This window comes from Dactylosporangium sp. NPDC049742 (assembly GCF_040674675.1).
GTDB classification, from domain to species: domain Bacteria; phylum Actinomycetota; class Actinomycetes; order Mycobacteriales; family Micromonosporaceae; genus Dactylosporangium; species Dactylosporangium maewongense.
Map to the genome: position 1 here is coordinate 1 of NZ_JBFANF010000003.1, position 13,140 is coordinate 13,140.

The window sequence follows — 13,140 nt, forward strand, 5'->3', positions numbered from 1 at the left end:
GTCGGCCGGGGCCGCCACCCCGACCGCGGCGGACCTCCCTCCCCGCCGCGGTGGGGGTGGCGGCCGGTGACGTCGAACCAACCCGCCGAGGCCCCGCAGGCGGAAGCACTCGTCACCGAGGCCGCCACCGAGGCGCCGATTGAGGAGGCCGCGGCGACGGAGGCCCCGGAAGCACCGAAGGCTTCTGAAAGCGCGGACTCCACCGGTACCGCGGAAGCAGCGGAAATCGAGGCGCCCGACGAGGCCGGGGAGCGCGGGCGGGACGGCTGGCGCAGGGTCGGGGCGGTCCTGATCGTGCTGGTCGCCGCGTTCGCCGTCGTGGTCCTCTGGGCGAGGCCCGCCCACGAGCCGGCGGCCCCCACGGCGCAGCGCAGCACCGCACCGGTCGCGGTGACATCGCTGAACCCGACGGACATCGCGTACCTGCAGCTGATGATCTCCCTGAACACCAGCGCCGGGCAGCTGTTCGACCTCATCGTCACCGGCGGCGACCCGGCGCTCACGCCGATCGCCCGCTCCGCCGCCGACGGTCACCGGTCCGAGCTCGCCGCGCTGCGCAAGGCCCTCGCGGACGGTGGCGCCGTCGAGGACTCCAGCATCCACGCGGGACACGACCTGCCCGGGATGGTCGTCGACGCCGACATGACGGCGATCCGTGCCGTGCCCGCCGCGCAGCAGCCGGCGAAGGCCCTCGAGGTGCTCCGCGACCACCTGACCGGCACCACCGCGCTGTGCGGGTCGGAGGCGAAGAACGGCGCCGACCCCGCCACCAAGGCCGCCGCCCAGCAGGTCCTGGACGCGCACAGCAAGCTGCTGGCGCAGCTTCCCACGATGTAACTTTCGCCCTCCACGCCCGGCTGACCTGCGGTTTTGCTCGTACCGTGGCGGCGGCGACGACACGTGCGATCGCCCGCTCCTAGCGTCGGCCTGCCACTGCCACGACTCCCGTCCCGGTGGCAGTTTCGACTGAGGAGGGTGTGGTGAAGAGACTCTGGGCCGCCGTCGCGGCCAGCAGCCTGGCCGTCGTCGGCGCGGTTGCCGTCATCGGGCTCAACAGCACGGCGTCGGCGGCCGTGGGCGGCACCGGCACGGGCTACCTGAGCACCCGCGGCAACCAGATCATCGACGCCGGCGGCAACCCGGTGCGCCTGACCGGCATCAACTGGTTCGGCATGGAGACCGACAACAAGACGTTCCACGGCCTGTGGGCCCGCCCGTGGCGCGACCACATCGACCAGATGGCGAGCCTCGGCTACAACACGCTGCGGGTGCCGTTCTCCGAGGACGCCCTGAAGCCCGGCGCGGCCGCCAACAGCGTCGACGGCTACACCAACCCCGACCTGCAGGGCCTGACCCCGCTGCAGATCCTCGACAAGGTCGTCGCCTACGCCGGCACCAAGGGCATGCGCATCCTGCTGGACCGGCACCGCCCGACCAGCGCCGGGCAGAGCGCCCTCTGGTACGTGTCGGCGACGCCCGAGGCGACCTGGATCAGCAACTGGCGGATGCTCGCCCAGCACTACGCGAACAACCCGACCGTCGTCGGCGCGGACCTGCACAACGAGCCGCACGCGGACGGTACGGACCCGAACGGCACCGGATCGTGCTGGGGCTGCGGCGACGTGAACCGGGACTGGCGCCTGGCCGCCGAGCGCGCCGGCAACGCCATCCTGGAGGTCAACCCCAACTGGCTCATCGTCGTGGAGGGCGTCAGCTGCCCCAGCGGCGGCAACGCCAACGCGTGGGACAACATCCCCGACGAGCCGTGCGGCTGGTGGGGCGGCAACCTGTCGAAGGCCGGCCAGTTCCCGGTCCGGCTCAACAAGGCCAACAAGCTCGTCTACTCCGCGCACGAGTACGGCAACTCCGTCTACCACCAGGCGTGGTTCGACGACCCGGCGTTCCCGAACAACCTCCCCGCCATCTGGGACCAGTTCTGGGGCTACCTGGAGAAGCAGAACATCGCGCCGGTGCTCGTCGGCGAGTTCGGCTCGACGCTGCAGAGCCCGCAGGACGTGCTGTGGCTGAAGAAGCTCATGGAGTACATGGGCACCGGCGTCACCGGCATGGACTTCACCTACTGGTCCTGGAACCCCAACTCCGGCGACACGGGTGGCATCGTCGGCGACGACTGGAAGACGGTCAACCAGCAGAAGCAGTCGATCCTGCAGCCGTACCTCATCCCGCCCGTCGGCGGCACGAACCCGACCGGCTCGGCGTCGGCGTCGGTCTCGCCGTCGGTCTCGACGTCGCCGTCCGGCAACACGGGCACCGGCTCCTGCACCGCCACCGTCCGCATCGACAACGCGTGGCAGGGCGGCTACCAGGCGGCCATCACGGTGAAGAACACCGGCAGCGCCGCGGTCAACCCGTTCTCGATCACGTGGACGGTCCCGTCGGGCGTGACCCTCGGCAGCGGCTGGAACGCCACGGTGACCCAGTCGGGCACCACGTTCACCGCCGCCGGCCCTTCCTGGGCCCCGTCCCTCGCCGCGGGTGCGTCGGTGTCGGTCGGCTTCACCGCCAACGGCCCCTCCACCCCCGCCCCGAGCAACGTCAAGCTCAACGGTGCGGCCTGCTCGTAGAGCGGCCGGCATTCAGGCGGGGCCCGGAGCGCGTCTCCGGGCCCCGCCGCCGTTACTGCTCGGCGTCCCAGCCGAAGAACGCACGGACCCCGGTCTCGCCCGCGGTGGCGTACGCCCAGTCCCGCCACGCCACGAGCCGGCCCGCCTCCGCCGATCCCGCCGCCGCGAGCCGGCCGAGGAACGCCCAGCGCACCGCGTCGTTGCCGGATTGCCGCGTCAATCCGGCGGGTGTTGACCTCCATTGCGCGATGCGCGCCACGTCGTCGTCGGTGAGGCGGCCGACGATCTCCCAGACCTCGGGGCGTTCGCCAAAGGTTTCGATCAGCGCCACCCAGAGGGCCGGCCCGGCGTGTGCTCCGGGCAGCCGCCGCAGCAACTGCCACGTCTCGTCGTCGTCAGGCCAGTGCGCCAGGAGCACCTCACCGGCCGCGCCGGAGCCCGCCTCGATCAGTCGCACCAGCAGCGGCGGCGGTGCACCATGCCGGCTCCCCAGCGTGGCCAGTCCCGAGTCGAGGTCGTCATACTGCAATCGCGGTGCGACTGTCCGCAGCGTTTCGTCGTCGGCCCGCTCAATGAGCGTCCACGCCTCGGCATCGCCAGGGTCGTTGCTGACCAGCAACTCGAGCGTGTCGGTGTATCCACGCGCGGCGAGGCTCAACAGGATCTTCTGGGTACCTGGGTTGAAAGGGCGTGATTGCACCAGCGCTCGAGCCGCCGGCAGCGACCCGGCCCGGGCGAGCTGCATCAGGAGCGCATCCGTTGCCCCGGTGCTGTCCCGCCGCCGGCTCAATGCGTTGATGGCGTGTGCGTCTCCGGTCTTCGCAAGGCGGGTCAGGACCGTCAAGTCCTGCGGGCTCTTCGGCCGAATGTCGTTCAGGCACTCGATCGCTGCCGCGGAACCGGTCCCGGCGAGCCGGCGAAGGAGCACCCGGATCTTCGTGTTCTCAGGTTCGCTTCTCGCCAGGCCGATGATGGCAGGCTCGGAACCGGCCGACACGAGCCGGGTGAGCAGGGCATGAATCTCGGGGTAGAACTCCCGATACATGACCAGCGCCGTGATGGCCGGTTTGGATCCGGATTCGGCGAGCCGGATGAGCACAGCGCTCCCTCCGGAGGAGTACAGGCGCCACTGTGTCAGGGCGGCGATGGCTGCGGCCGATCCGCGCTCCGCAAGCGCCGTCAGCGGTTCGAGGCCGCCTTTCGAGGCACCGGTCCCCCTCGCGAAGACACTGACGGCAGGTTCCCATCCGGACCTGGCGAGCCGCTCGATCAGCTCACGAACGGCCGAGCCACCGTACGTCTGGACAACAACGTCCAAGGCCTCCGTAGATCCCGCCTCGACCAGCCGGCACATCAGCTCCCACGTGTCGTCGAAGCGAGCGGGCCACCGTGCGAGCGCGGTGACCGCTGCCTTGCTGCCCTGTTCCGCCAAGCGTCCCAGCAGTGTCCAGGTTTCGTCGCGGTGGTCGCCGAACACCTCGAGTGCTTGCACGGCGCGCTTCTGCCGGGCGTGGATGCGACCGAAACCGTTGCCGACGAAGGCGGGCCAGGCAGGCGTGCCGTAGTCGCGCAGCGGCAACGACCGCACCTCGACGAGCGCGTCGAACGTCTTCTCGCCGAACAGCGCAAGGTCGAGCAGAGTCTCGCCCGCGCGGATCGGATCGCGGTCGGCCAGTTCGTTGATGTAGGTCTTGATCGGCTCCTTGCTTCGGTCGGACAGGACGTGGGTCATGCCGAAGAGGTCCGCGTCGGAGAGGTGGGGCACCAGCATCTCCAGTGCGCGGCGGCGGACCTCCAGCAGACCGGAACGCGTCGCGGAGATGAGGTGTTCCTTCACCGACGCGCCCAGGGTGCCGAGGGCGGTCAGGATCTCCAACTGGGTCTTGCCGGGCACGCCCGACCCCGGGGCGAATGCCGCCAGGGTCGCCCGGAGCAGGTCTTCGTAGCGGTGACGGGTCCCCGGTTCGACCGTCGCCACCGCACCCGTGTCGCGGACGATGTTGGCGCACAGGGCCACTACCGGGGCCTGTTCCCCGATCGTCGCTCCGGCCTGGCCGACGAGGAAGCCGACGTAGCTGTCGAGGTCCTCGTCGGACCGGTTGGCCAGCACGCCGCCCAGCAGCTGGAGGGTCTCGAACCACTTCGGGTCGCGCAGATGCGGGGTGATCGTGTCGAGGGTGTCGGTGAGGACCCGGCTCGCGAGGTGCCACGCGGCGAGGTACTCCTGGAACGTCAGGTGGACGAACCGGTAGGAGTGGGACCGCCGGCGGACCAGCAGGCCGCTGCTGAGCTCCTGCTCGTCCAGGAAGCGCTCGGCGGCGGCGCGCGGGTCCTCCTTGTCGCGGAAGTGCGACACCAGGAGCTTGACGGCGGCGGCGTGGCCGATCTCCTCGTCGCTGTGGGTGAGGATCGCGTGGGCGATCTCGGCGAAGCGCTTCCGGACCCATACCCGCTGGTTGGAGCGGCGCTCGCCGACCTCGCGTTCGAGCACCTTCAGGTCGCGGGAGGCACGCAGCTGTTCGGCCTGCTTGCGCTGGCCGAGCAGGACGTCGATGCACTCGTCGTAGAGGTCGACGCGCTGCTCCGGAAGGCGCTTGCGGTTCCAGTGGACGATGGCGATGACGGTGAGCAGCAGCGGGTTGATCGCCAGCTCTCGGATGGAGCTGGTCTCGATGGCCGTGGTGAGGGCGTCCAGCTCGGTGCCGGCGTCGGCCGTGTCGCCGCGCTGCTTCATCAGCTGCCCCACCCAGTTGGTGAGGAACGCCTTGCGCTCCGGCTCGGCGAAGGGCTGGATGTCGCAGCGGGCGAACTCCTCCTGCAGCTGCGCTTCCCCGGTATAGGCCCGGACGCGGGAGGTGACGACGTACCGGTTGCCTGGGTGCCTGGCGACGAACTGCTCGATGAGGTCGCTGACGAGGTGCCGGCCCTCCTCGGTGGGCACCTCGTCGAGGCCGTCGACCAGGAGGATGCACCCGCCACCGGCCAGCAGCCGCCGCAGGCCGTCCAGGGCGAGCGGCCAGCCCGACTCGGTGAGCCGCTCGACGATGAACTCCAGGATCACGCCGAGCCTGCCCCGGCCGCCGACCCTGCGCAGGTGCTCGGCCAGGTCCCAGCACGACACGAAGATGGGCACCGGGATCGGGGCGGGCAGTGAGAGCCGCTCGTGTGCCTGCGCCGGGTCGCCGTTGATCAGGCAACCGGCGAGGACCAGCGCGATGAACCGCAGGAACGTCGACTTGCCGCTGCCGGGGTCACCGACCACGACGAGGCGCCGGTACCGCTCCAGCGCGGTCTGGATGTCGAACGGCGCCGCGTCCTCGTTGTCCCCGGTGCCGTCGGGGCCAGCGGAGATCACCCGGAGCCGGACGTAGATCTCCTCGAGGGGCAGTTTGAACGCGCGATCGGAGTCGATGCCGGCGATGTCCAGCCACTGGTTGTCGCGAACCAGGCTCCTGAGATATTCGACCGGTGGCCTGTCGGGCTCGTCCTTGACCACGCGAACCGCGTCGTGCCGGGCCCACGGACGGCCCTCGTCGTGCAGCCAGAGGTCGAGATCCTGCCGGAACACCTCACCGAAGGAAGCGGCGTCCGGATATCGCTTCCGCCAAATCTTGTGGCCGGTCTCGACCTCTTCGCGAAATGCCAGCACCAGTTTCCACTGTTCGAGCGCCGCGGCGGCCTCGTCCAGGTCCGGGGGAAAGACGAGCTGGGAAATGTCGCGGAAGAAGAACTTCACCTCGGGAAAGCCGCTCGGCGAGTTGGCGGCGAGCGCCCAGCGGATCTCCTCCTCGGTGCCGGACTTTGCGGCACCGCTCGGGCTGCCGAACCGCTGCGCCATGATGACGACCACCAGGACCAGGCTGGAACGGAACCGCTCCAACGTCTGCGCCGTGATCAGCTCCTGCGGCCGCCCCACCCCGATCGACGCGGCATTCTGCCAGTCGATGACCTGGAACCGCACGCCCCAGTTCATCCCGGCCGTGCGATTGATCTGTTCGAAGGCGTCACGAACCGCTTGGCGTTCGACCGCGACATCGCCGGGGGATGCGATGAATACGTGAAATTCTTGTATGTTTTTGCCGCGCACGACCGCTCCAGAAGGTCAGGATCCGACCCGGGCACGGATTACTGTAGTCAATGCCTGCTGCACGTCGGCGAGGGAGTGGCCGGGGTGCCCGGGAGCCGCTCCTGGCCGGTCGGGAAGGCAATCCGGATGTCGCCGTGGGTGGGTCGTCGAACGGCTCGTCTTCGTGCAGCGAACGGTGCGGGGCGGCGGGCGGGGTATCCAGATGCGGCCGGGATGATCGGTTAGAAGCGGGCGGAACGCGGGCGGTCGGCGGCATGCCGGCAGTGTGATGACAGGCATGCGAATGAACCTGAGAAGGCTGGCGGTCGCAGTGTCGGTGCTCGCCGTGGTGGTCGTGGGTTCTGGGACCGCGCACGCCGATCCGGGGCCGGCGAATCCCGGGAAGCGGGTCGCCACCGGGCGGGTGGTGACCCCGGCAGGGGCGCCGGGATGCGGGACGGCCGGGGCGGTCTGCATCCCCGACGGCAACGCGAGTGTCCAGTACAACGTCACCGGTTCGGGGGCGTGCGAGTTCACCGCGACGGTGAACTGGGCCGATCCGTGGGGTGGGGCCGGCTCGTACACGTACACGAGCGCGACGACGTTCCGGCACCACTACTACCTGCCCGGGCTGTACCACGTGTCGGTGACGGGTAGCGGCCGGCCGCTCGACGACGAGACGACCTGCACGTTCGTCGCGTCGACGGTGGTGTTCGAGCTGCCGGAGCACAACTACCTGACGGATCTCACGACGTCGGCGCTGCAGCTGTACTCGAAGCTCAGCACCGACTTCAGCGCGAAGGTCACGGCCCGGTTCGCGAGTCTGCTGAGCATGCTGCAGAAGGGCATCGGGCTGTTCCAGTTCGGGCGGGACATCAGCGAGTTCAGGAACTACAACGACTACGCCAAGGCCAAGCTCGACGCGTACTACGTGCAGAACCGGGCGACGGTCGACGTCATGGCGAACGTCATGTACGGGTGCGCGACCTACGCGCAGTGCTCCGAGCCCGACAAGGTGAGCCTGGCCAAGCACATGGCCAACGACACCGGGGCGTCGGGCTTCCTCATCCAGCAGAGCCGGAAGGCGGCCCAGTCCGGCACGTCCATCATCTTCCAGCTGCCGTAACCGGAGGTGGCGCCGGGCAGCGACGGCCCGGCGCCATTCGGCACCGTCCGGTGACGCGCCGCGCCGGTCTTGGTCCCAGGACCGGCGCGGCGGCTCAGCATGAGCATTCGAAGGTGAGCCTGCTGCCGACGGGCTTCGCCCGCCACGCCGCCCGTACCGGCGGCAACCGCTCGATCTGGTCGCGCACGGCCGCGAGGGCCGCGTCCCGGCCCGCTCCCACCGGCGTGAAGTCGAACCCGCTGTCACTTGGGCGCAGCTCGCCGATGCCCGCGAGCTCAGGTCCGTCGGCGAACCACAGCTGAAGGCTCACCTGCCACAGCTCCGGCCCGACCTCCACGTCGTCCGAGCCGTCGTCCGAGCCGTCGTCCGAGCCGTCGTCCGAGCCGTCGTCCGAGCCGTCGTCCGAGCCGTCGACTTCGAGGACGGCGAGCTGCCGGGTGAAGTCGAGCGACGGCAGCCCGCCGTTCCACGAGTACCGCCCCCACTACACGATGAACCCATCCGCGTCGGAGTCGGGTTCGGGGTCGAGCCCGTCGATCTCGACCCGCAGAAACGCGCAGAACGCCCGCCACGCCGCTTCGACGGTGTCGATGCCGGCCGGATCGAGCCCGTGCTCCCGCAGAGACTGGTCGAGCGACTCCCCGGCGGCCCGCCACAAGACTCCCATCTCGGAGACCCTCCCGGGTGGTCAGGAATGGTGCCTGGTGCGGCGCCACAGGGATCTGGCGGCGGAGGCGAGGGACAGGACGAGGGCGGCGTTCGCCGCGGCGATCACGCCGAACGACAGTCCGAAGAGGACGGCCGGGAGGCGGCCGACGGTGTTGACGACGTCGATGACGAGCGGGAGCCACGCGTGCCACAGCAGGCCCAGCGGCACGGTCAGGGCGATCGCCGTCCAGAACAGCGGCGTGGCGAAGTCGGCCGACGGGGACTCGTGGTCGAGCCGGCCGAGCTCGGTCATGGCGCCACAAGCGACCGCGCTCACCGCCGCGACGTAGACCGCGACGGCCTTCCGGACCCGGCCCGGGCGCGTCGCGGGCGGGTGCGGGGCGCGGGCGAACCGCGCCCACCGTTTCGCCTCATCGTCCCCGGTCGGGTCCCGGCTCATGACCTGTCCTCGCGCTGATCTCCCGACCCCAGTGTGCCGCTCCGACCCCGGCGGCGTCCGCAGTTCGAGCGCGGCGCCGCCCGTCAGGACTGGACGCGGTAGCGGGCGGCCAGGTCGTCCATGAGCTTGTCGAGGCGGTCGTCGACGGTCTGGCGGGACGGGTCCTCGTCGAACCAGGCCACGATCTCGCGGGCGCCCACGTGGAAGGGGACGGTGGCGACGTAGTCGGGGACCAGGGCGCGCAGTTTGCTGTTGTCGAAGACCATCGAGTGGGCCTTGTCGCCGAGGAGGCCGGCGCCCCAGTCCGGGTCGGCGGCGGCGATCGCGTCCGACGGGACGTGGACGAGCTTGGCGGTGACGCCGAGGGCGGCGGCCATGTGTTCGGCGATCTGGTTCCAGGTGAGGACGTCGTCGCTGGTGATGTGGAAGACGTCGCCGATGGCGCGGGGGTGGCCGAGCAGCGGGACGAAGCCACGGGCGAAGTCGGTGTGGTGCGTGAGGGTCCACAGGGACGTGCCATCGCCGTGGATGACGACCTCGCGGCCGGCGCGCATGCGGGCGGGTGCGGTCCAGCCGCCGTCGAAGGGCACGAGGGTGCGGTCGTACGTGTGGGAGGGGCGCACGATGGTCGCGGGGAACCCGGACTCCCGGTACTCCCGCACGAGGAGGTCCTCGCAGGCGATCTTGTCCCGGCTGTACTGCCAGAAGGGGTTGCGCAGCGGGGACGACTCGACGACGGGCAGCCGGGCCGGCGGGGTCTGGTAGGCCGACGCGGAGCTGATGAAGACGTACTGCCCGGTCCGGCCGCGGAACAGCTCGATGTCGGTCCGCACGTGCTCCGGCGTGAAGGCGACCCAGTCCACCACCGCGTCGAAGGTCAGGCCGTCGAGCGCGGCGCGGGCGGACAGCGGGTCCCGGATGTCGCCGCGCAGGACCGTGACGCCCGGCGGGAGCGGCCGGGTCGTGCTGGTGCCGCGGTTCAGCAGGTACAGGTCGATGCCGCGGGAGACGGCCAGGTCGGTGCAGGCGGAGCTGATGATGCCGCTGCCGCCGATGAACAGGACCCTCATCCTCAGCTCTCCACCCAGCCGTGGGTCCGCGCGAAGCTGACCAGGTGCTGGCGCGCCTGCGAGATCTGGCTGCCGGTGAGCGACGGGACGTGCTGGATGAGCAGCTCGGTCACCTCGGCGGAGAACTCGCGGCTGCTGAGCACGTCGCACAGGCCGTCGTCGTCGCCGGGCTCGGCGTCTTCGTCGTCGTGGTGCACGGGGCGCGACGGCCGGGCGTGCTCGCGGCGCGCGGGTGCGTCGAGGATGCGGACGGTGGCGACCTTCAGGCCCCGCTCGCCCTCCTCGACCTCGTACTCGACGCGCATCCCCGGATGCACGAGGTGCCGCTGCTCGCCGAAGTCGTTGGCGTGGACGAACACGTCCTCGCCGCCCGCGTTGGGGGCGATGAACCCGTAACCACGCACCTCGTCGAACCGCAGAATTCTGCCTGTCTCCACCACGACCACCACCAGCCATCGAGCCGGCCCGCGTCCGCTGGGTCCGGCACATCAGAGCATAGGACCACCGAGGCGCTTCTTCTGCACCTTGCCCATGGCGTTGCGTGGTAGCGACTCGACCAGGTGCACCACGCGCGGCCGTTTGTGCACGGAGAGTTGCTTGGCGACGAAGTCGACGAGCTCATCCGCGAGCAGTGCCGTGCCGGGGGCGGCGACGACGTATGCGGTGACCGCCTCGCCGAGGTCGGCGTGCGGGGTGCCGATCACGGCCGCCTCGCGGACCGCGGGGTGCGCCAGCAGGGCGTCCTCGACCTCGCCGGCGCCGATGCGGTAGCCGCCGGACTTGATGAGGTCGGTGGAGGCGCGGCCGACGATCCGGTGCCGGCCGCCGGGGGTCTTGCGGGCGATGTCGCCGGTGCGGAACCAGCCGTCCATCAGGTCGGCGGGCTGGTGGACGTACCGCCGCAGCAGCATGGGTCCGCGCACCCACAGCTCCCCGATGTCGCCGTCGGATGCCTCGACGCGGGTCTCGACGCCGCGCACGGGGACGCCGACGTCGCCCGGGAAGCGGGCGCCGTCGAAGCGGCTGCTGATCGTGATCAGGGTTTCGGTCATGCCGTACCGCTCGACCGGTGCGTGGCCGGTCAGCGCGCGCAGGTGCTCGAAGACCGGCACGGGGAGGGCGGCGCTGCCGGAGACGAGCAGCCGCGCGCGGGACAGCGCCCGGGCCGCGGCGGGCTGCGCGCAGATCCGCGACCACACGGTCGGCACGCCGAAGTAGAGGGTCCCGCCGGCCGCGGCATACCGCTCGGGTTGCGGTTTCCGCGTGTGTACGAGCGGAGAACCGGCCCGCAGCGCACCGAGCACCCCGAGGACCAGACCGTGCACGTGGAACAGCGGCAGGCCGTGCACGAGCCGGTCGTCCGGTGTCCAGTCCCACGCGTCGGCGACGGCGTCCACGCCGGCCTCGAGCGACGCGTGCGTGTGCACGACGCCCTTGGGCGCGCCGGTGGTGCCGGAGGTGTACATGATGAGCGCCGGGGACTCGGGCGCCGGTGTGGGCAGGCTGACCGACGAGCGCCGGGTGACGTCGACGGTGTCCAGGACGATCGACGCCCCGGAGTCGTCGAGGATGTGCGAGCGCTCGGCCGGGCCGGCGTCGGACGGCACGGGCACGACGGCGGCGCCGGCGAGGAGCCCGCCGACGACGGCGACGACCGTCTCCAGGGACGGGGTCGCGTCGACGGCGACGGTGGCCGCGCCGTGCACGTCCGCGGCCACCGCGAGGGCCGCGCCGAGCAGGGCCTCGGAGGACAGGGTCCGGCCGTCGACGGTCACCGCGTCGGGCCGGTCGGCGGATCCCGGGCCGGTGGTGCCGGCGAGCAGGCGCATGACGACCATCCTCCCATTTCGTGATCCGACGGTGTCTTGACACCTCCATTTGTGAGCGTTAACACTGTGCCGAGCAACACCCCCGCCACGGACTTGAAACGATTCCCGGCTTTCAAGTCCTCCATGACCAAGACACCCACAGATTTCCGCCGGCACCGCTGATAGCGCTCACATGAGGCGTCACCGGGCGCTGCACCCTGCGTACACCGTGGAGGACACCCCAGATGAAGTTCACCAGAGCACTGGCCGCCGCGGGCCTCAGCCTCGCCGTCGCGCTCAGCGTCACGGGCTGCGGCTCCGCCGAGAAGACCGCCGACAAGGAGGCGGGCGCCGCCGCCGGCGCGGGCAGCCTCATCGGCGTCACGATGCCGACGAAGTCCTCCGAGCGGTGGATCGCCGACGGCAACAACGTCAAGGCGGCCCTGGAGAAGCTCGGCTACAAGGTCGACCTGCAGTACGCGGAGAACGACATCCCGACCCAGGTCAACCAGATCGAGAACCAGATCACCAAGGGCGCGAAGCTGCTCATCGTCGCCTCGATCGACGGCACCGCCATCACGACCCAGCTCCAGCAGGCCGCGGACAAGAAGATCCCGGTCATCGCGTACGACCGGCTCATCCGCAAGTCCCCGAACGTCGACTACTACGCCACCTTCGACAACTACAAGGTCGGCGTGCAGCAGGCGACGTCGCTGCTGGTCGGCCTCGGCCTGAAGAAGGAGGACGGCAGCGACGGCACCGCGACCGGGCCGTTCAACGTCGAACTGTTCGCCGGCTCGCCCGACGACAACAACGCCACCTTCTTCTTCAACGGCGCGATGGACACGCTCAAGCCGTACATCGACAAGGGCACCCTCGTGGTGAAGTCCGGGCAGACCGACTTCAAGACCGTCGCCATCCTCCGGTGGGACCCCGCCACGGCGCAGAAGCGCATGGAGGACATCATCACCAAGACCTACGTCGGCGGCACCAAGGTCCAGGGCGTGCTGTCCCCGTACGACGGCCTCTCGATCGGCATCCTGTCGGCGCTGAAGAGCAGCGGCTACGGCACCGCCGGCCAGCCCTACCCGATCGTCACCGGCCAGGACGCGGAGAAGGCGTCGGTCAAGTCCATCATCGCCGGTGAGCAGTACGCGACGATCTACAAGGACACCCGCAAGCTCGCCGACGTCACCGTGAAGATGGCCGACGCGGTCCTCAAGGGCGGCAAGCCGGAGACCAACAACACCAAGGACTACGACAACGGCGTGAAGGTCGTCCCGTCGTACCTCCTGGAGCCGGTCATCGTCTACAAGTCGAACTACAAGACGGTCCTCATCGACTCGGGCTACTACACCGAGAGCGACCTCAAGTAAC

General features: G+C 70.2%; 11 protein-coding genes. 4 read left to right on the top strand and 7 right to left on the bottom strand.

Annotated features, from left to right (window positions below):
* Together AB0J72_RS05380 and AB0J72_RS05385 are read left to right on the top strand one after the other, a co-directional pair.
* On the top strand, positions 1 to 837 hold an 837-nt coding region (locus AB0J72_RS05380; RefSeq protein ID WP_363394656.1), incomplete at its 5' end, for a DUF305 domain-containing protein.
* 179 nt (positions 838 to 1,016) lie between these two features.
* Complete coding sequence (locus tag AB0J72_RS05385) at positions 1,017 to 2,585, top strand: cellulase family glycosylhydrolase (protein WP_363395310.1); 1,569 nt, start codon at positions 1,017 to 1,019, stop codon at positions 2,583 to 2,585.
* A gap of 52 nt (positions 2,586 to 2,637) precedes the next feature.
* Here AB0J72_RS05385 and AB0J72_RS05390 read toward each other — a convergent pair whose 3' ends face one another.
* Positions 2,638 to 6,546 carry an NACHT domain-containing protein gene (locus tag AB0J72_RS05390; protein WP_363394658.1) on the bottom strand — a complete coding sequence of 1,303 codons (3,909 nt, stop codon included), beginning with the start codon at positions 6,544 to 6,546 and terminating at the stop codon, positions 2,638 to 2,640.
* A gap of 403 nt (positions 6,547 to 6,949) precedes the next feature.
* Here AB0J72_RS05390 and AB0J72_RS05395 point away from each other — a divergent pair, with 403 nt between their 5' ends.
* Positions 6,950 to 7,777: a hypothetical protein gene (locus tag AB0J72_RS05395; RefSeq protein WP_363394660.1), complete on the top strand. Its 828-nt coding sequence runs from the start codon at positions 6,950 to 6,952 to the stop codon at positions 7,775 to 7,777.
* 94 nt (positions 7,778 to 7,871) lie between these two features.
* Here AB0J72_RS05395 and AB0J72_RS05400 read toward each other — a convergent pair whose 3' ends face one another.
* The 6 genes from AB0J72_RS05400 to AB0J72_RS05425 form a co-directional block, all read right to left on the bottom strand.
* Positions 7,872 to 8,087, bottom strand: coding sequence for a hypothetical protein (locus tag AB0J72_RS05400; protein ID WP_363394662.1), 216 nt, complete (start codon positions 8,085 to 8,087; stop codon positions 7,872 to 7,874).
* A gap of 174 nt (positions 8,088 to 8,261) precedes the next feature.
* Positions 8,262 to 8,444, bottom strand: a complete 183-nt coding sequence (locus AB0J72_RS05405) for a hypothetical protein (RefSeq protein ID WP_363394664.1) — start codon at positions 8,442 to 8,444, stop codon at positions 8,262 to 8,264.
* 21 nt (positions 8,445 to 8,465) lie between these two features.
* Complete coding sequence (locus AB0J72_RS05410) at positions 8,466 to 8,885, bottom strand: hypothetical protein (RefSeq protein ID WP_363394665.1); 420 nt, start codon at positions 8,883 to 8,885, stop codon at positions 8,466 to 8,468.
* Positions 8,886 to 8,968: 83 nt separating this feature from the next.
* A complete protein-coding gene (locus AB0J72_RS05415) occupies positions 8,969 to 9,955 on the bottom strand; it encodes an SDR family oxidoreductase (RefSeq protein ID WP_363394667.1) in 987 nt (328 codons plus the stop codon).
* A gap of 2 nt (positions 9,956 to 9,957) precedes the next feature.
* The gene (locus AB0J72_RS05420; protein WP_344504391.1) at positions 9,958 to 10,395 is read right to left on the bottom strand and encodes a cold shock domain-containing protein; all 438 of its coding nucleotides are present in this window, start codon (positions 10,393 to 10,395) and stop codon (positions 9,958 to 9,960) included.
* A 48-nt stretch (positions 10,396 to 10,443) separates the two neighbouring features.
* Positions 10,444 to 11,784, bottom strand: coding sequence for an AMP-binding protein (locus tag AB0J72_RS05425; protein ID WP_363394669.1), 1,341 nt, complete (start codon positions 11,782 to 11,784; stop codon positions 10,444 to 10,446).
* A gap of 224 nt (positions 11,785 to 12,008) precedes the next feature.
* Between AB0J72_RS05425 and chvE the strand changes: the two genes are divergently transcribed.
* Positions 12,009 to 13,139: a multiple monosaccharide ABC transporter substrate-binding protein gene (gene chvE, locus AB0J72_RS05430; RefSeq protein ID WP_363394671.1), complete on the top strand. Its 1,131-nt coding sequence runs from the start codon at positions 12,009 to 12,011 to the stop codon at positions 13,137 to 13,139.
* Position 13,140: the final 1 nt, after the last annotated feature.

Bases quoted from the DNA above. Each gene is read 5' to 3' on its own strand.
- AB0J72_RS05395 (WP_363394660.1), top strand. From the start codon at position 6,950: ATGCGAATGAACCTGAGAAGGCTGGCGGTCGCAGTGTCGGTGCTCGCC.
- AB0J72_RS05405 (WP_363394664.1), bottom strand. From the start codon at position 8,444: ATGGGAGTCTTGTGGCGGGCCGCCGGGGAGTCGCTCGACCAGTCTCTG.
- AB0J72_RS05410 (WP_363394665.1), bottom strand. From the start codon at position 8,885: ATGAGCCGGGACCCGACCGGGGACGATGAGGCGAAACGGTGGGCGCGG.
- AB0J72_RS05415 (WP_363394667.1), bottom strand. From the start codon at position 9,955: ATGAGGGTCCTGTTCATCGGCGGCAGCGGCATCATCAGCTCCGCCTGC.
- AB0J72_RS05425 (WP_363394669.1), bottom strand. From the start codon at position 11,784: ATGCGCCTGCTCGCCGGCACCACCGGCCCGGGATCCGCCGACCGGCCC.
- chvE (WP_363394671.1), top strand. From the start codon at position 12,009: ATGAAGTTCACCAGAGCACTGGCCGCCGCGGGCCTCAGCCTCGCCGTC.